This is a genomic window from Pseudomonas sp. CC11G, assembly GCF_056174845.1.
This window is the reverse complement of record NZ_JBWBZC010000016.1, coordinates 73367-91757: the sequence shown is the minus strand read 5'-3', so window position 1 is coordinate 91757 and position 18391 is coordinate 73367. Positions and strand designations below refer to the sequence as shown.

The 18391-nt window shown below is 58.2% G+C and carries 16 protein-coding genes and 1 pseudogene; 9 read left to right on the top strand and 8 right to left on the bottom strand.

All coding sequences use genetic code 11. The annotated features are described in order from the left end of the window. Positions 1-463: 463 nt before the first annotated feature. Positions 464-904 (bottom strand): hypothetical protein, encoded by a 441-nt coding sequence (locus tag AC0V2S_RS18590; protein WP_475511015.1) that lies wholly within the window; start codon positions 902-904, stop codon positions 464-466. A gap of 365 nt (positions 905-1269) precedes the next feature. Here AC0V2S_RS18590 and AC0V2S_RS18585 point away from each other — a divergent pair, with 365 nt between their 5' ends. Beyond that, the gene (locus AC0V2S_RS18585; RefSeq protein ID WP_475511014.1) at positions 1270-1638 is read left to right on the top strand and encodes a hypothetical protein; all 369 of its coding nucleotides are present in this window, start codon (positions 1270-1272) and stop codon (positions 1636-1638) included. Positions 1639-2025: 387 nt separating this feature from the next. On the opposite strand, the gene AC0V2S_RS18580 is transcribed toward AC0V2S_RS18585, so the two are convergent. Further along, positions 2026-2292 (bottom strand): hypothetical protein, encoded by a 267-nt coding sequence (locus tag AC0V2S_RS18580; RefSeq protein ID WP_475511013.1) that lies wholly within the window; start codon positions 2290-2292, stop codon positions 2026-2028. A gap of 96 nt (positions 2293-2388) precedes the next feature. After that, positions 2389-2679 carry a hypothetical protein gene (locus AC0V2S_RS18575; protein WP_475511012.1) on the bottom strand — a complete coding sequence of 97 codons (291 nt, stop codon included), beginning with the start codon at positions 2677-2679 and terminating at the stop codon, positions 2389-2391. A gap of 505 nt (positions 2680-3184) precedes the next feature. On the opposite strand from AC0V2S_RS18575, the gene AC0V2S_RS18570 reads away from it, so the two are divergent. Next, positions 3185-3466 (top strand): pyocin activator PrtN family protein, encoded by a 282-nt coding sequence (locus AC0V2S_RS18570; protein WP_475511011.1) that lies wholly within the window; start codon positions 3185-3187, stop codon positions 3464-3466. On the opposite strand, the gene AC0V2S_RS18565 is transcribed toward AC0V2S_RS18570, so the two are convergent. Further along, positions 3449-4576: a site-specific integrase gene (locus AC0V2S_RS18565; protein ID WP_475511010.1), complete on the bottom strand. Its 1128-nt coding sequence runs from the start codon at positions 4574-4576 to the stop codon at positions 3449-3451. The genes AC0V2S_RS18570 and AC0V2S_RS18565 overlap by 18 nt on opposite strands. Positions 4577-4677: 101 nt before the next feature. Here AC0V2S_RS18565 and dusA point away from each other — a divergent pair, with 101 nt between their 5' ends. Beyond that, positions 4678-5691, top strand: coding sequence for a tRNA dihydrouridine(20/20a) synthase DusA (gene dusA, locus AC0V2S_RS18560; RefSeq protein ID WP_475511009.1), 1014 nt, complete (start codon positions 4678-4680; stop codon positions 5689-5691). 50 nt (positions 5692-5741) lie between these two features. Here the strand turns inward: dusA and AC0V2S_RS18555 are convergent, their stop codons facing one another. Beyond that, complete coding sequence (locus tag AC0V2S_RS18555; RefSeq protein ID WP_475511008.1) at positions 5742-6764, bottom strand: zinc-dependent alcohol dehydrogenase family protein; 1023 nt, start codon at positions 6762-6764, stop codon at positions 5742-5744. Between the two features lie 186 nt (positions 6765-6950). Between AC0V2S_RS18555 and AC0V2S_RS18550 the strand changes: the two genes are divergently transcribed. The 5 genes and pseudogenes from AC0V2S_RS18550 to tal all read left to right on the top strand — a co-directional run bounded on the left by AC0V2S_RS18550 (position 6951) and on the right by tal (position 15147). Further along, positions 6951-7874 carry a LysR family transcriptional regulator gene (locus AC0V2S_RS18550; RefSeq protein WP_271197382.1) on the top strand — a complete coding sequence of 308 codons (924 nt, stop codon included), beginning with the start codon at positions 6951-6953 and terminating at the stop codon, positions 7872-7874. A 279-nt stretch (positions 7875-8153) separates the two neighbouring features. Continuing rightward, positions 8154-9401 (top strand): multidrug efflux RND transporter periplasmic adaptor subunit MexE, encoded by a 1248-nt coding sequence (mexE, locus tag AC0V2S_RS18545; protein WP_475511007.1) that lies wholly within the window; start codon positions 8154-8156, stop codon positions 9399-9401. Positions 9402-9428: 27 nt separating this feature from the next. Further along, positions 9429-12608, top strand: coding sequence for an efflux RND transporter permease subunit (locus AC0V2S_RS18540; RefSeq protein WP_475511006.1), 3180 nt, complete (start codon positions 9429-9431; stop codon positions 12606-12608). Then, positions 12605-14017 carry an efflux transporter outer membrane subunit gene (locus AC0V2S_RS18535; protein ID WP_475511005.1) on the top strand — a complete coding sequence of 471 codons (1413 nt, stop codon included), beginning with the start codon at positions 12605-12607 and terminating at the stop codon, positions 14015-14017. Before AC0V2S_RS18540 ends, AC0V2S_RS18535 begins: the two co-directional genes overlap by 4 nt. 204 nt (positions 14018-14221) lie before the next feature. Beyond that, positions 14222-15147, top strand: a pseudogene (tal, locus tag AC0V2S_RS18530) (transaldolase). Between the two features lie 69 nt (positions 15148-15216). On the opposite strand, the gene rssC reads toward tal, so the two are convergent. Further along, the gene (gene rssC, locus AC0V2S_RS18525; protein ID WP_271197387.1) at positions 15217-15699 is read right to left on the bottom strand and encodes an anti-sigma factor antagonist RssC; all 483 of its coding nucleotides are present in this window, start codon (positions 15697-15699) and stop codon (positions 15217-15219) included. Between the two features lie 43 nt (positions 15700-15742). Then, complete coding sequence (rssB, locus tag AC0V2S_RS18520; RefSeq protein WP_475511004.1) at positions 15743-16927, bottom strand: two-component system response regulator RssB; 1185 nt, start codon at positions 16925-16927, stop codon at positions 15743-15745. 217 nt (positions 16928-17144) lie between these two features. Between rssB and AC0V2S_RS18515 the strand changes: the two genes are divergently transcribed. Further along, the gene (locus AC0V2S_RS18515; protein ID WP_108094466.1) at positions 17145-17444 is read left to right on the top strand and encodes a PilZ domain-containing protein; all 300 of its coding nucleotides are present in this window, start codon (positions 17145-17147) and stop codon (positions 17442-17444) included. Between the two features lie 151 nt (positions 17445-17595). On the opposite strand, the gene AC0V2S_RS18510 is transcribed toward AC0V2S_RS18515, so the two are convergent. Then, entirely contained in the window at positions 17596-18297 is a 702-nt protein-coding gene (locus AC0V2S_RS18510) for an MlaA family lipoprotein (RefSeq protein ID WP_475511003.1), read from the bottom strand. Between the last annotated feature and the right edge of the window lie 94 nt (positions 18298-18391).

Genomic DNA, 18391 nt, shown 5'->3' with positions numbered 1-18391 from the left:
AAAACAGTCGAAAGACAGGTTCTTATGTTCCGGCGCTTCCATGAACTCAGTTGTTTTTAGTCCGGACAGCGCACTCCTTAAGCTCAGATACACTAGAACGGACAGCTTCCCTATTGTTCGCTGGGTTAGCGACGATTGATTTAGGGAGACATCTTGCGGAAAAGATGCATTTTCGGCCTCGCATCAGAGCGAGGGCAGTCCTGGGAAAGTCACTTTCCGGGTTTGATGTAGGGCTGAAAAGGTACTTCTCGGCATGCCTGACACCAGAACCTCGGCAGCGCGCCTTTCTGGCCTCCCCTTTTCGCTGTCAACCTACGACAGGCTCATCGCTCACAACCATGCACAGCGGACGCTGTACCTTTGGGCATCCCTAAGTCTAACGCGCACGCCTCATGCCACTCCTTCGAATATTCAAGCAAAAAAAGCCCGGGAATTCCCGGGCTCTATGTTTATCTTCAACGCCTCATTGGATGACCTCAGACAGCGCTTTCTTGAGTGCAATCAACCTGGCCAATCGAATGCGTACGCCAATGACTACGGCCTCGTGGCTGGCCAACACATCCTTCAGCTCACCTTCCAAGCCATAAAACAGGTGGTTCGACTTGAGCGTAATAGCCGAAACTTGAACTGGCCGCTCTCCCCATGAGTGGATACGAATCCAAACCACCGCAGGGGTGCGTTTTTCTGCAAAAACAAGCCGGTGGGTAACCCGAAGCTGCTTAGCCACACGCTCTTCAAGAAAGCGCTCGTTGAGTGCTTCAACCTCTTTCTTGACACCTTGGATTTGCATTTCAACCTGGGGCATGAGATCGGCCGCGTTAGCAGAAAATGTTTTCTGGTCACCTGCGAACCGACCACTGAACCAAGCGACAATTTTAGCGATACAGGTAAGAGTTTCTTTCACGTGCTATTCCCTTCTTAATCATGTTGTTAGAGGCTGATGAACTGAGGCCTCGAACAACATGATGAAGACGGGAATTGAGCCTGAGCTGCCAATCTGTACCCTTTTAGGGTGCAGACCGAACGTACAGCCGCAGCGGGGCTCGTTCGAACTCCTGCGACTTGAGAAATCACGCTCGTCGAACCTCCCTACCCTTGGCGCGCGGGGGAAATCGGAGCTCCTAACGCACACTTGGTTGAACGCTAGCTACGGCGCGCCGACTTTTTGCGTAGCCAGACCCATAGAAGGGACCGAATAGGCCGCTCTTCCCGCTTTCACTCGGACAGACTTTTCTTCGGGCAGATCCAGCCCGCTACTAGGAAGTCAACATGAGTGTAACTAGCGTTTTCGGCAAATTGATGATGTTGCTCGCAGCCATGATCATGTCTCGCTTGCAACAGGGCGACAGCTACTGGCTGTCTGTGGAGTATCACCAGGCCTCCGAAGAGTGGGATGAGGGCATCGAATGGTTCCATCTTTCCCAGGACGACGACGGTGAGGTGGTCACTGTGACCGAACCTAACGACATCGTCATGCAACACTCCCTCGAAGACGTGGGGACCTTTATGACAGATCACGAAAAATCGGTCTTTCAAGAGTTCGAACCACAGCTCGCTGCGCTTCGGCAGTTGCTGAAAGCAGAGGCACAGTTCGTCAAATTCGCGGAAGACATTGTGCAGAAGGCTAAGCTGCACTAGTTGAAACGAACAAAAAGCCCGGCGCACCCGTGTGTTGCCGGGCTTTTTTGTTGCTACGCCAACGTCGCGGCGAACATCCAGCAGCGGCCCTCGGCAAGTCGTTGCTACATACACCTTCTGACCGAGGTCGTGGATCGCAGATCAGCAGACGGCGCATGATGGAGCCAAGACGCTTTCCAAGCGTTACTAGAGCGGAATACCAACTTTCAAAGGCATCACGTATCAATTTCGGCTGAGCCTAAAGCTACCGCTTGCCCCCGCTGGGCGTACAGCCAGGGAATATTACTAGCGCATTGTACTGAGGCGAAAAGGATGTTTCCCGCTCCAATACTTCAAAAGCGAAAAGCTGCTTCCCGGCGCTAACAAACAACGGAAAGGAACTTTTCGTCACGCTTTTACCTTCTCACTCCAAGCCTCACAAGCCTCTAGATGGCTGATGAACGCATCGCGCAGCGAGATTTCCTCGGGTTGATACAGATAGCACCGCAGCGCCGTTTGCATGCGGAGAAGATGCTCGCGCTGCCTCGAATCAACGAACAACAGGTCCATCGGCGTCAACCAAAGGTGTTTGCGCCGCGCGCGGCTTGGCTCATCTACATAACGATTGAGCAACGACATCACTCGTACTGTTACATCAGGGGCTAATAGATCCATTGCTTTAGACTCATGTCAAAACACGCCTTTCCCGCGCCGGCCCACGTCAAATCATGCGCTAGAAAGGAGTCAGGTTCAGCCGCCGGGGACTGAGCGTCAGATACGGGGAACGACGGTAAGGTGGTTTCCCATAATTGCCAGCGCGCGGGCATCGTCACGTGCCCACTTTTCTTGAATGCGCTTGGCCGCTTCGGCCTGTTTAGGGAGCAGAGGAAGGTAATCATCGCTTCCAAAAACTGGTGCAGTCTCAGCGGAAACACCGGGATCGATGCCTCCAATGTGTTCCAGCGGATCGGCAAGGAACACTGATAGCGACACGTGGATCAAGCCAGAACATCTTCCTTCAAAGAAAATCTCCGCCCAGCTATCCAGTTGATCCGCGGGCATGCAGACAGCACCTAAAAAATCTGACATTTGGAATACCTCTAAGGAAGTGAACACTTCTCCAAGGTATCCCTGTCGCCAAAAGTGCAACCCCGTCGCCGCAGACCGTCATTTTCAAGGGAAAGTAACTTCGCTCGACGTTGGCCCTTTCTTGAATAACGCTTCACAAAGAACCTTCACTCTTATTTCCGCACCATTCGGTCTCGTTGTTTTCGTCAATTCGGCTAGCCCTACCCTGATTTGGGTACAGATAGGGCATTCCCCAAGAAAAACTCCCGTCACGATGTACCTACAAGACATCACTGCACGAAGAGACATTCATGGGCGGAAAATGGGAACTCCCGACATTCAAGGTTACGGGCAGCGCGATTCGAAAAACCGGCCACGGCTCAGTTGGGCAGGGCGCGCCGGCAGCCAAAACACGAGGGAATGAGGGCTTCGAGTTAAATCAATCCAAAACTACTGTCAGCTCAGTTGGCGCGCGGAAAAAATCAGAGGGGGCCCTGTGATGAACACTGCATTTCTGCTGATGGCCCAATACAACGGTCAGGCAATCATCCCGCTAGAACGCGTGTGCTCTGATTTTTTCAGTCACCTAACACCTGAGAAACTGAAGATGAAAGTTGCAGCTGGCGACATTGATCTCGTCTTGGTACCCATCGAGAAAAGCCAGAAAGCGGCGCGCGGGGTCCATCTCAATGATCTTGCCGCCTACCTGGACGCTCAGCATCAAAAAGCACGAGCTGAGCACGACAAGCTTATGGGTCGAGGATCAGGTCGATCGCGCTGATCTCTTCTGGGCCTCAATCACGGGGCCTTTAACAATCCGCTCCAACCACCGCCAATCCTTATATGGGTCCCCGCTACCTCTCAAGTGGGTGTAGCGCCGTAAAGAATTCCAATCTCTGTGGCCGGAGACCGAAGCAACTTTCGGGATATCCCAGCCCATCTCGAAAAGCCTGCTCACTCCATCATGGCGCAGGTCATGGAAGTGAAGATCTTCTATCTCCAGGAAGAGGCATGCCCTGGTGAAGGACGCTGAAATTGAACGAGCGTTGTAGGGAAAAACAAACTCGGAAACCCGAGGCATTGATTTCAATATGGCCCAAGCTTCATCTGGTACGTAGCACCAAACATCATTTCCGTATTTTTGCCCCGGGTTCTTCATGTCCGTGATGAGAACCAGCTGTTTAGCTTCGTCCATGGCGTCCCAGCGTATACGGGTGATTTCTTCCTGACGCCGAGTGGAGAAAAGGGCAAAGCCTACGGCGCGCACCATATCAATCTCTTGGCGCCGTCGATCTCGCATTGCGCAGTAGTACTCGAGCACCTTGTCCAGCTCATCATGTGACGGCCTGCGGTTGCGTTCCTTGCTGCTGGTCACCGCCCCCATATTTCGTAGCACACGACGCGCGTCAGACATGGCCATGGGATCAATGTCGTACCCCCAAGCGGGCCTTGCTACCGAAAGCACAGCACCCAGGTGCGCCAAATCGTTCCCGACGGTTTGAGCCTGGATTCCGTCCTTTTCCATACGGTGCATGGCGTACTCGACAAGGATCTGACTGGTGATGTCTTTGTCTTCAACTTTCCCCAACCAGGTTTCACCTATCGCCTTCAGCGTGGCTCGCTTGGTTTTGCCTAGCGGTCGAAGTTTTTCGTACTCCTCCAAGTACAGTTCGATCATCTCCTTAACCGACACGCCGCGCCGATTTGCCTTCTCGATAGCACCCGGCGCGGCAAGTTCCGACTCGCGCTTTTTGATCCAGGCCTGCGCGGTCGCCTTGCGGTCGAAGGTTTGGCTTTCCTGATAAACTGTCGCGCCCTTTTGAGTGATACGGATTTGCGCGGTGTATGCCGCAGATCCGTCCCTGCGCTTGCGAGTGGTAATTGTGCCCATGGATTTTGCTACACGGCTGTTTTTGGTTGCTACATTGTAGCAACCCTTAAGCGAAAATAAGCTAAAACCGTGGTAAACCGTAGTAAACGAGAGCCCAACAGATGTCAGCGAAAACCCCGGAAAACCTAGCTTCCAGCAGCAAAGCCGTAGTTAGGAGGTTTTCTGTTGCACCCATGATGGATTGGACCGACCACCACTGCCGCTACTTCCTGCGCCTACTCTCCAAAAACGCCCTGCTCTACACAGAAATGGTCACCACCGGCGCGCTGCTGCGTGGCGACAACCCGCAGCGTTTCCTCCAGCACGACGTGGCCGAATACCCGTTGGCGTTGCAGTTGGGTGGCAGCGTGCCGGCCGAGTTGGCGGCGTGCGCGCGTATGGCGCAGGAGGCGGGTTATCAGGAGGTGAATCTGAATGTGGGCTGCCCCAGTGACCGGGTGCAGAACAATATGATCGGCGCTTGCCTGATGGGCCATCCGGCCTTGGTGGCCGATTGCGTGAAGGCGATGCGTGACGCGGTGTCGATTCCGGTGACGGTAAAACACCGCATTGGGATTGATGGCCGCGACAGTTATGCAGAGCTGGTGGATTTTGTTGGCCAGGTGAAAGAAGCCGGTTGCCGCAGTTTTACCGTGCATGCGCGCATTGCGATTCTGGCGGGGCTATCGCCGAAAGAAAACCGTGAGATTCCTCCGCTGCGTTATGACGTAGCCGCGCAGTTGAAGGCGGACTTTCCTGAGCTGGAGATTGTGCTGAACGGCGGCATCAAGACGCTGGAAGAATGCGAAGCGCACTTGCAGACGTTTGATGGCGTGATGCTGGGCCGCGAGGCGTACCACAATCCGTATCTGCTCGCGCAGGTGGATCAGCAGTTGTTTGGCAGCGAGGCGCCGGTGATCAGCCGTCTTGAGGCGTTGCAGGCCTTGCGTCCTTATATCGCCAAGCACGTGGCCAGCGGCGGCGTGATGCACCACGTTACGCGCCATGTGCTGGGGTTGGGGACCGGGTTTTCGGGGGCGCGGAAGTTTCGGCAGATGTTGTCGGTGGACATTCACAAAGCGCCGGACCCGCTGGCGTTGCTCGACCAGGCAGGTGAGTTGTTGCGGGGGAAATAACGCAAACGGCGGATACCTTCCGATATCCGCCGTATGTTTTTGACGCGCTGTTACTCGTTTACTTCGATCACCACACGCCCCTGTTTCGGGCATTTTTCCATATAGCGGTGGGCTTCCACGAAGTCGTTAAAGGCGAACACCTTTTCCACTCGCGGTTGCAGCACACGGTCGCGGGCCAGTTGGTTGATCGCGGCCAGTGCGTTGGCCACGGCTTCCTGGTCTGGCGGAATGTCCAGCTCGGGCTTGCCGGTAAAGTTACCGATGCAGTGCACGAAGAACTGAATATTCTTCTGGAACGCGGCGCAGGCCGGGAATGGGGTCTGGTTGCCGCCTTGCAGGCCGTACAACACCAGGCGACCACGCGGGGCAATCACATCGCCCAGCAAGCACATCTGCGGACCACCCAGGCCATCGAGCACCACATCTACACCACGGTTGTCGGTGTATTTGTTGATGGCGGCGACCAGGTCCTGCTCTTCGGTGACGATGATCTTGTCGGCACCCAGGGCAAGCAACGACTCGCGGTCTTCCGGGTCTTTGGTGGCTGCGATTACGCGCAGGCCCAGGGCTTTACCCAGTTGCACGAACGCCGGACCCGAACAATGGGAGGCGTCGGTGATCAGCACGGTTTGCCCGGCCTTGGCTTTGGCCAATTCCACATAAGCAAAGTAGGCGATCAGCAGCGGGGTGTAGAAGCCGCTGGCTTCGACCGGGCTGAGCACGTCGTCGGGGTAACGGGTCAACGAGGCGCGTGGCAGCACCAGTTCGTCGCCGTAACCGGGATATTGGTTGGCGCTGTGGCCGGGAAAGCTGGCGACTTTATCGCCGACTTTCAAATCGTCTACGCCAGCGCCGACGGCAGTCACCACGCCGGCCACTTCCTGGCCGATACCGGCAGGCAAGCGGGCTGGGCTCGGGGCCAGGTTCTGGCGCCAGAGTACGTCGTGCCAGCTGACGCTGATGGCTTCAACCCGCAGCAATACCTCTCCAGCCGCCGGTTGTGCGGTGGGTTGTTCTTCCAGCTTAAGAACCTCAGCTGGGCCGAACTGATGGAATCGGATTACACGGGACATCGCTCACCTCGCATGTGGACTCCCAATGGCCACGGACTTTATCGGGGCTTTGCCAGCAAAACCACCCGCGTCTATCAATAGTCGACATAAATGCCAATGATGGCGCCGCTTGACGCCAGCCTCGCCGCCCGTCAGCCTCTGGCTCCAGAAACCGCACTAGAGCACTCAGGTACAGGGTAGCGCTGAATGAATCGTAACGACCTCCGCCGCGTTGATCTCAACTTGCTGATCGTGTTCGAAACACTGATGCACGAGCGCAGCGTGACGCGTGCGGCGGAAAAACTGTTTCTCGGTCAGCCAGCAATCAGTGCGGCGCTGTCGCGGCTGCGCAGTCTATTCGACGACCCGCTGTTTGTGCGAACCGGTCGTAGCATGGAGCCTACGGCGCGGGCTTCGGAAATCTTTGGTTTGCTGTCGCCAGCGCTGGATTCGATCTCCACCGCGGTCAGCCGCGCTTCGGAATTCGACCCGGCCACCAGCACGGCCGTCTTTCGTATAGGCCTCTCGGACGACGTTGAGTTCGGACTTCTTCCTGCCCTGCTCCGCCGCGTGCGTGCCGAAGCGCCGGGCGTAGTGATCGTGGTGCGGCGCGCTAACTATCTATTGATGCCCAACTTATTGGCCTCCGGCGAGATTTCGGTCGGCGTGAGTTACACCGACGAATTGCCGGCCAACGCCAAGCGCAAGACCCTGCGCAAGAGCAAGCCGCAGCTGCTGCGCGCCGATTCGGCGCCGGGCAAATTGACCCTGGATGAATACTGCGCACGGCCGCACGCGCTGGTTTCCTTTGCCGGCGACCTCAATGGTTTTATCGATGAGGAGCTGGAAAAGGTCGGGCGTAAACGCAAGGTGGTGCTGGCAGTGCCGCAGTTCAATGGGCTGGGCACGTTGTTGTCGGGCACTGACTTGGTGACTATCGTGCCGGATTATACCGCTGCGGCGCTGACCGCTACCGGCGGTGTGCGGGCTGAGGATGTGCCGGAAGGCATACCGGCGCGCTCGTTTGAGCTCTCGATGGCTTGGCGCGGTGCGCAGGATAATGACCCGGCTGAGCGGTGGTTGCGGTCGCGGATTACGATGTTCGTGTCGGATCCGGATAGTTTGGGCTAACCCCCGAACTTGTGCCTGGCTTGCGATTCTGGGTCCCCGCCTGCGCGGGGACGACGGTGATATAACTTCTAACCTCCGTCATTCCGGCGCAGGCCGGAATCCAAGATCGCACAGGAAACACCCATCTCCGCCTCAACGCCCCCTCCCCGTACTATTACCGTCAGATGAACCAAACATCATTAATATTGATATCCAAGTTCGGCTTGTTCGATTCGTCTGACGTCTCATTGCGCCATCACACTCCGCCCATCCTAAGAAACCTATGGCGGAGTCCTACCCATGCAACAGTCCCTATCAGCCTTGCGTTACCCACTGGCCGCCCTCGCCCTGGTCATTATCAGTGCGTGTGGCAAAGCGCCCGAAGCCACCGCGCAGCTGCCGGTCGCCAAGGTCAGCGTTGCCGAGGTGTTGCAACAACCCATCAATGAGTGGGACGAGTTCACCGGTCGCCTCGAAGCGCCGGAAGCCGTCGATATCCGCCCCCGCGTTTCCGGTTACATCGACAAAGTCGTCTTCACCGAAGGTTCGCTGGTGAAGAAAGGCGATCTGCTGTTCCAGATCGATCCGCGCCCGTTTGAAGCCGAAGTGCGCAGCCTGGAAGCCCAGCTGCAGCAAGTTCGCGCCAACCTCAGCCGTACCGAAAACGAAGCCCAGCGTGGCGAGCGTCTGCGTGCCAGCAACGCCATCTCTGCCGAGTTGGCCGATGCCCGTACCAGCGCCGCACAAGAAGCCCGTGCCGGTGTGGCGAATATCCAGGCGCAACTGGAAAACGCACGCCTCAACCTGAGCTTTACCCGCATCACCGCGCCGATTGACGGCCGCGTCAGCCGTGCCGAAATCACCGCCGGCAACCTGGTAAACGCCGGGCAAACCCTGCTGACCAGCGTGGTCTCCACTGACCGCGTGTACGCCTACTTCGACGTCGATGAGCGCGTGTTCCTCAAATACAACGAGCTCGCCCGCCAGGGCCAGCGCGGCCAGAACAGCCCGGTGTACCTGGGCCTGACCGGCGAAGACGGTCACCCGCACCTGGGTCAGATGAACTTCGTTGATAACCAGGTCAACCCGAAGACCGGCACCATCCGTGGCCGCGCGGTATTCGATAACACGGACGGGCGCTACACCCCGGGCCTGTATGCCCGCCTGAAACTGGTTGGCAGCGCCACTTACAACGCCACCCTGATCAACGACGAAGCCGTCGGCACCGATCTGGGCAAGAAGTTTGTACTGGTAGTCGACGCGGAACACAAAGCGGCGTACCGCGCCGTAGAGCTGGGGCCGAAGCTGGAAGGCTTGCGCATTGTGCGCAGCGGCCTGGCCAAAGGTGACCAGATTGTCGTGAAAGGTCTGCAACGCACTCGCCCAGGTTCGCCGGTTGAACCTCAGGTTGTGCCAATGGCCAGCGACGCCACCATCGCCGCCCTGGCAGAGCAACGCCAGGCGCTGGACATCAACAACGCGGCGCAAGCCAAAGCCGACAAGATCGTGCAGCAGAAGCTCGCCAGCGCTTCTCCGGTACGCGGCTAAGGCCTCAGGCTCACAGGACTCATAGCGATGAATTTTTCCCAGTTCTTCATTCAACGGCCGATCTTCGCCGCAGTGCTATCACTGCTGATTTTGATCGCCGGCGCCATCTCGCTGTTCCAGTTGCCGATCAGCGAATACCCAGAAGTGGTCCCGCCGACTGTCGTGGTCCGGGCCAACTTCCCCGGCGCCAACCCAAAAGTGATCGGTGAAACCGTAGCCGCACCGCTGGAACAGGCGATTACCGGCGTCGAGAACATGCTGTACATGAGCTCGCAGTCGACCGCCGACGGCAAAATCACCCTGACCATCACCTTCGCCCTGGGCACCGACCTGGACAACGCGCAGGTGCAGGTGCAGAACCGGGTGACCCGTACCCAGCCCAAGCTGCCGGAAGAAGTGACGCGCATTGGTATCACGGTCGACAAGGCATCGCCGGACCTGACCATGGTGGTGCACTTGACCTCGCCGGATAAGCGCTACGACATGCTCTACCTGTCCAACTACGCCTTGCTCAATATCAAAGACGAGTTGGCCCGCCTTGGCGGTGTGGGTGATGTGCAGCTGTTCGGCATGGGCGACTACTCCCTGCGTGTCTGGCTGGACCCAAACAAAACCGCTTCGCGCAACCTGACCGCTACCGATGTGGTTAACGCCATTCGCGAGCAGAACCGTCAGGTAGCGGCCGGCCAACTGGGCGCCCCGCCCTCGCCTAGCTCTACCAGTTTCCAGCTCTCGGTTAACACCCAGGGCCGTCTGGTGAGCGAAGAAGAGTTCGAGAACATCATTATTCGCGCTGGCGAAAACGGTGAAATCACTCGCCTGAAAGACATCGCCCGCGTCGAGCTGGGTTCCAGCCAGTACGCCCTGCGTTCCTTGCTGAATAACGACCCGGCGGTAGCCATCCCGATCTTCCAGCGCCCTGGCTCCAACGCCATCGAAATCTCGAACGAAGTGCGTTCGAAGATGGAAGAGCTGAAGAAAGGCTTCCCGGAAGGCATGGACTACAGCATCGTTTATGACCCGACGATTTTCGTGCGCGGCTCCATCGAGGCGGTAGTACATACCCTGTTCGAAGCCCTGATTCTGGTGGTGCTGGTTGTAATTCTGTTCCTGCAAACCTGGCGCGCCTCGATCATTCCGTTGGTGGCGGTGCCGGTCTCGCTGATCGGTACGTTTGCCGTGATGCACCTGTTTGGCTTCTCGCTTAATGCGCTGTCGCTGTTCGGCTTGGTACTGGCCATCGGTATCGTGGTGGACGACGCCATCGTGGTGGTGGAGAACGTGGAACGGAACATCGGCCTGGGTCTGACCCCGGTTGAGGCCACCAAGCGCGCCATGCGTGAAGTGACCGGCCCGATCATCGCCACGGCGTTGGTGCTCTGTGCAGTGTTTATTCCGGCGGCCTTTATCTCCGGCCTTACCGGGCAGTTCTACAAACAGTTCGCCCTGACCATCGCCATTTCCACCGTGATTTCGGCCTTTAACTCGCTGACCTTGTCGCCGGCCTTGGCCGCGGTGTTGCTGCGCGATCACAACGCACCGAAAGACCGCTTCACCAAAGTGCTGGATAAGCTGTTGGGCGGCTGGTTGTTCCGTCCCTTCAACCGGTTCTTCGAAAAGGCCAGCGGTGGCTATGTCGGCACCGTGGCACGGGTAATCCGTAGCAGCGGTATCGCGTTGGTGGTGTACGGCGGCCTGATGGCGTTGACCTACGCGGGTTTTGCCTCCACGCCCACCGGTTTCGTACCGGCGCAGGACAAGCAGTACCTGGTGGCCTTCGCGCAATTGCCAGACGCCGCGAGCCTGGACCGCACTGAAGCGGTGATCAAACAGATGTCGGAAATGGCCATGAAACAGCCTGGCGTCGCCAACGCGATTGCCTTCCCCGGCCTGTCGATCAACGGTTTCACTAACAGCCCGAACAGCGGCATCGTGTTCGTCGCACTGAAGGACTTTGATGAGCGCAAAGACCCAAGCCAGTCGGCCGGAGCCATTGCCGGCGCCTTGAACGCCCAGTACGCAGGGATTCAGGAAGCCTATATGGCGATCTTCCCGCCACCTCCGGTACAGGGTCTGGGCACCATCGGCGGTTTCCGCCTGCAGATCGAAGACCGCGGCAACCTCGGTTACGAAGAGCTGTACAACGAAACCATGAACATCATCGCCAAGAGCCAGAACGTGCCGGAACTGGCTGGGTTGTTTACCAGCTACCAGGTGAACGTGCCTCAGGTGGACGCGGCGATTGATCGGGAAAAAGCCAAAACCCACGGCGTGGCCATCAGCGACATCTTCGATACCCTGCAGGTGTACCTGGGTTCGCTGTATGCCAACGACTTCAACCGTTTTGGCCGGACCTATCAGGTGAACGTGCAGGCTGAGCAGCAGTTCCGTCTGGAAGCCGAGCAGATCGGCCAGCTGAAAGTGCGCAACAACCTGGGCGAGATGATTCCGCTGGCGACTTTCCTGAAGGTGAGCGACACCTCCGGCCCGGACCGCGTGATGCACTACAACGGTTTTATCACCGCAGAAATCAACGGTGGCGCCGCGCCGGGCTACAGCTCGGGGCAAGCCGAAAAAGCCATCGAGAAACTGCTGAAAGACGAACTGCCTAACGGCATGACCTACGAGTGGACCGACCTGACCTATCAGCAAATCCTCTCCGGTAATACCGCGCTGTTCGTGTTCCCGCTCTGCGTACTGCTGGCCTTCCTGGTATTGGCCGCTCAGTACGAAAGCTGGAGCCTGCCGCTGGCGGTGATCCTGATCGTACCGATGACCCTGCTGTCGGCCATTACCGGGGTGATTGTGTCCGGTGGCGACAACAACATCTTTACCCAGATCGGCTTGATCGTACTGGTGGGCTTGGCCTGTAAGAACGCGATTCTGATCGTCGAGTTTGCCAAGGATAAACAGCTGGAAGGCATGACCCCGCTGGCGGCGGTATTGGAAGCGTGCCGTCTGCGTCTGCGGCCGATTCTGATGACCTCGTTCGCCTTCGTGATGGGTGTTGTGCCCCTGGTGTTCTCCAGCGGTGCCGGTGCGGAAATGCGTCATGCCATGGGTGTGGCGGTGTTCTCCGGCATGCTCGGGGTGACCTTCTTCGGCCTGCTGTTGACCCCGGTGTTCTATGTGTTGATCCGCAACTTCGTGGAACGCCGCGAAGCGCGCAAAGCACCTAAAGCGCCTGCATTGGAGGCACACGTATGAATTTGAAAGCAGCCTTCGCTCCTACCCTCCTCGCACTGGCGCTTAGCGCCTGTGCTGTAGGCCCGGACTATAAAGCGCCGGAAACCGAGCCGGCCAAAGTGGCTGCTGCCGCCCAAGGTAACTACGACCGTAGCAAGTTCGAAGTGACCTGGTGGCAGCAGTTGGATGACCCCACCCTGAACCAACTGGTGAGCCAGTCGTTGCAGGAAAACCGCCAACTGCGCGTGGCCTTCGCCCGCCTGAAAGCGGCCCGCGCCATTCGCGATGACGTAGCCAATGACCGCTTCCCGGTGGTCACCAGCCGCGCCAGCAGCGAAAACGGCAAGGCTCAGCAACCGGGCATTACCGAAAACCGCGTGCGCAATGAACGCTATGACCTCGGCCTGGATATGGCCTGGGAAATCGACTTGTTCGGCCGCATTCAGCGGCAATTGGAAGCCAGCGACGCCGAGCAGGATGTAGCCGAAGCTGAGCTGTATCAGCTGCAAGTCAGCCTGATTGCCGAGCTGGTGGATGCCTACGGCGAACTACGCGGCGCGCAATTGCGCGAGAACATTGCCCGCAGCAACCTGAAAAACCAGCAGGAGTCCCGCGACCTTACCGACACCATGCGTGAAGCCGGTGTTGGCAGCGAGCTGGACGTACTGCGTGCCGATGCGCGCCTGGCGGCTACCGAAGCCACCCTGCCGCAGCTGCAAGCGCAGGAGGTGCGGTCGCGTAACCGCATCGCCACCCTGCTCGGCCAGCGCCCGGAGCAACTGACCGTAGATTTGAGCCCACGGGCAATTCCGGCGATTGCCAAGGCGTTGCCGATTGGTGATCCGGCGGAGTTGCTGCGTCGTCGGCCGGACATTCGTGTTGCCGAGCGGCAACTGGCGGCGGCTACGGCCAATGTTGGTGTGGCCACGGCGGATCTGTTCCCTCGCGTGAACGTTGCCGGCTTCCTAGGCTTTACGTCGGCACGCGGCTCGCAGCTGGGTTCCTCGGCGGCGCGCGCTTGGGGTGTGGCACCGACCATCAGTTGGGCGGCGTTTGACCTGGGCAGCGTGAGAGCGCGAATTCGAAGCGCCGATGCCGATTCCGAAGGCGCCTTGGCCAACTATGAACAGCAAGTGCTGGTAGCCCTGGAAGAGTCGGAAAACGCGTTTAGCGATTACGGCAAACGGCAGGAACGTCTGGTTTCGTTACTGCGTCAGAGCGAAGCCAGTCGTGCAGCGGCGGATCAGGCGTCCATTCGTTACCGTGAGGGCACGTCGGACTTCCTGGTGTTGCTGGATGCTGAGCGTGAGCGTTTGGCTGCTGAGGATGCCCAGGCACAGGCTGAGGTCGATGTGTATCACGGCATCGTCTCTATCTATAAGGCCCTGGGTGGCGGTTGGCAGGCGCCGGCGACGGTCGCTACACGCTAACTACCGTCTCACCCCGCAGCCCCGTCATGGTCGTCTGGTTCGCCAGGCGTCTGTGCCGGGGCTGTTTGCTTTTGTCGGGAAAATGGCGCGCGGCGCCGATAACGTCAAAAACACCGCTGAATGTCACGTTCCAGCCGTTGAGCGGGGCTGGCGGCTCGGGTAAGGTCTAGGCACTCGTTGCATTCGTTACTACAAGGCCGTGCCATGACCTCCAAGCTTGAACAACTTAGCCAGTTCACCACCGTGGTTGCCGACACGGGCGATATCGATGCCATTGCCCGCCTCAAACCTGTCGACGCCACTACCAACCCTTCCCTGCTTCTGAAAGCCGCCGCCATGCCGGGCTATGCCGACCTGCTCAATCAGGCCGTGGCCGACTGCAATGGCGACCTGGGCCTGGCCAGCGACCGCTTTGGCGTGGGCGTGGGCCAAGGCATTCTCAAGGTAATTCCGGGGCGTATTTCCACTGAAGTGGATGCACGCCTGTCGTTCGATACCGAGGCCACCCTGGCGCGCGCTTACCGCCTGGTAGAGCTGTACGAAAAGCCGGTGTCGGCCGCGAGCGCATCCTGATCAAAATCGCCTCCACCTGGGAAGGTATTCGCGCTGCCGAACAACTGGAGCGCGCCGGTATCCAGACCAACCTGACCCTGCTGTTCTCCTTCGCCCAGGCCGCCGCCTGCGCCGATGCCGGCATCTTTCTGATCTCGCCGTTCGTAGGCCGTATCTATGACTGGTTCAAGAAGGCTGAAGGCCGTGATTTTGTGGGCGCTGAAGACCCGGGCGTGAAGTCGGTGACGCGCATCTACAACTACTACAAGGCCAACGGCTACGACACTGTGGTGATGGGTGCAAGCTTCCGCAATATCGGCCAGATCGAGCAGCTGGCCGGCTGCGATCGCCTGACCATCAGCCCGGAACTGCTGCAGCAGCTGTCGGACGACAACGGCTCGCTGGAGCGCGTATTGCGCGAAGGCAATGCGGGTGAGCCGAAGGAGGTGCCGACTGAAAGCAGCTTCCGCTGGGCGATGAACGAAGAAGCCATGTCGACCGAGAAACTGGCCGAAGGTATTCGCCAGTTCGCGCGCGATCAGGAAAAACTGGAAGCGTTGCTCGCGGCCAAACGCTAAAACGCGACCACAAAAAAACGCGCGAGGACTTGAGCCATCGCGCGTTTTTATTGGGGTATTGCCGAGGTTTTAGCCGCGCTCTAGCGCGTTTACCAAGTCGTGGAATTCTTCACGATTCGACTCGTTCAGGCCCATCAGAATGCGGTGCGCTTCGAGCACCTTGGCCTTCACCACTTCTTCGGACTGATCTTGCGACGGCAGATCGGCCATCGTCGGCGGGCAAGCGACCGGCTGATCAACGATATTGAACACCTGATCAAAACCCATGGATTGCAGCAAACGGGTGATGTCGGCGTGGGTGGTGACGACAGTGGGCAGCAGCCCGACTTTCTGCCGCGACAGAATCGACAGCTTGGCCAGCAGGCCCAAGGTGGTGCTGTCGATGCTGCGGGTTTCGGTGAGGTCGATGACGATGGCCGAGAAGTTCAGGGCGGTGAAGATCTTTTCGATCGTGGCATCCAACGCAGAACAAAGCGTCAGGCGCACTTCACCCACAAACTTGAGAACGAATGTTCCGTTCTGCTCGGCAAACTGAATTCTACCGGTACTCATGCAACAGTGCCCTTCCGGCTCATACGGCGCGCGGTCATACAGATCATGCAAGGTTCCTGCTTAACACCAGCAAGGCGATATCATCTGGCATCTCGGCGAGATTGGCCAGCCCAAGCACCTGGCGCAGGCCATCCAGGCTGCCACCCGCCGTGCACACCAACTGTGGTAGCAACGCTTCCTTTTCTTTGAGTGTGTCGCTCGGCAAAAGGTCCAGAATGCCGTCAGAAAGCAGCGTGAGGCTGAACGAGGCAGGCAAGTCGATCACGTGATCGCTATACGTTGCCTCATCGAACAAGCCCACTGGCAGGCCACGGCCTTCCAGGTAATGCGCTTCGCCTTCGCTGTACATAATCGGCAGCGGCAAGTGGCCGCCGATGCTGTACGTGAGCTTGCCACTCTGCTCGTCAATTACGCCGCCCAACATGGTGACGTGCTTGCCGAGCTTGCAATTGATCAAGCCGCGGTTGATGTGGCCAAGCACATCAGACGGTTTGAATTCGGGGAGCAGACCGCCACGGCGCGACTCGTACAGCAGCCGGGTGGTCATGAATTTCAGCAGAACCGTGATAAACGCCGAGGATGCGCCGTGGCCGGAAACGTCGGCCAGGTAGAAGGCGATACGGTGGTCATCCAGGCGGAAGTAATCAACGAAGTCGCCCGACAGGTACAGCGACGGGATGATCTGGTGGGCAAACTCCAGACTATCTACCGACCACGGCGTTACCGGCAACATGTTCATCTGCACCTGGCGACCGGCGTTCTGGTCTTCCTGCAGCAGATTGAGGCTGGCCTGGAGTTCGCGGTTGGCGATTTCCAGTTTCTCGCGGTAGCGCTGGTTTTCCATGCGCAGATTGGCGCGATCGAGCGCGCGGCGCACCGAATGCTCCAGCACGGCGAGGTCTTCGAGGGGTTTGATCAGGTAGTCGGCAGCGCCCAGGCGCAAGGCCTCGACCGCATCGCTCATCACGCCCGCGCCGGACACGACGATTACCGGCGTTTCCACTTCGAGTGCGTTGATTCGGCGAATCAGTTCTAAGCCGTCGACTTGCGGCATACGCAGGTCGCAGATCACCAAGTCAGGTTTTTCCTGCTCGAATATCTGCAGACCCTGCAAGCCGTTGCTAGCTTGCAGAACGCTGAAGCCACTGTCTTCCAAGTAGGCAGCCAAGCTGGCGCGCACTACTTCGTCGTCATCAATAATCAGCAGCGAGGCACTGGAATTGTGCATGGGGTACCAGGCAAACGGCGCCAGGGATGGTTGGCGTGTACGTCAGGCCGATCAGCCGGGACGCGTGTACTAGGGAGATCATGTCAAGGCGCAGACGGTACTCCCATCCGTGCGGCGATTCAAGCTTACGCCGATCATCGTCTGATGCCTTTACAGCCGAAAGAGGCCAAGGTTATAAGGGCCATCGGAGAGTCCATAAAACCAGAGGAGCGGGTCAATGAGCCAAAGTGATCATGCCTACACCGAAAAACGCGACTACATCCGTATGCGCCTGGAAGCACCCGTTACCTTGAAACACGCCGGCCGCGACATTCCGGCCCTCTGCCTTGATCTGTCCAGCACCGGTATGCAGTTGGAAGCCGAAAGCGACGCCAAGGTGGGCGATAAGGTTCGCGTCCATATTGCATCCGAACACAACGAACTACGCGGCCTCGACGCCGAAGCCGAAGTCATCCGCGCCAGCGCGCTGGATGGCGGCAGACAATCCTTGGGATTGGCAATTCTGTCGATGAAGTGATTCCCGCGACAAATAAAAAGGCGACCTCAAGGTCGCCTTTTTTATTGTTCAAAACGTAGATCGTAGGATGGGTAGAACGCAGTGAAACCCATCAGTACGCGAATCGATGGGTTTCGCCTAAGGCTCGCCTGGGCGGCCCCACCCATCGTACTTAGAAGTCGTCTTCGACTTGGCCATCTTTAACTTTGAATTCGCGCATCTGCAGGTAAGCGTTTCGAATAAATGAATACTTGTCGCCGCTAATAAACTTCTCCGCCGACAACAAGCTCGCACGGGTATCAACCACATCCACCCCACGAGCGATGTTCCGCGCTGGCACATCGTCAATGTACGGATAGGGTTCCAGGAAGCTGTCCGGAATCTTGCCGGAGGCATCTCGCACGGTGCTTGGGCCGAGCAATGGCAGCACCAGGTATGGCCCGCTATTCAAGCCCCAGGCGCCGAGCGTTTGGCCGAAGTCTTCGTCGTTGCGCTGCAGGCCCATCTTGGTGCCCACATCGAAGAAGCCCAGCAGGCCGAAGGTGGTGTTGAACAGCACACGGCTAGTGTCGACGCCAGCGGCTTCAACCTTGCCTTGCAGCAGGTCGTTGGCCAGGTTGCCGACGTCACCCACGTTATTGAAGACGTTGTGGATGCCGTCTTCGAGGAACTGCGGCGTCACCTTTTGGTAGCCCTGAGCCAACGGCTTCAGCGCGTAGGTGTCAATGGTGTCGTTGAAGGTGAAGATCGGGCGGTTGAAGCCTTCCCACGGGTCGCTCTCCGCCGCCAGGGTCGCTTGCGAGAGCAGCGCCAAGCCGGCGCACAGGCAGAGTTGGCCAAAACGCGTGGCCCAATTGCTGGCAAACACTTCCATTGCAAAGCTCCAGATACAGAAAGAGGAATCGCTAGCCAGCATAGGTGCTGGCGCAAAAGGCGCACAGTATAAGGGCTGATGTAGACGATGGGCA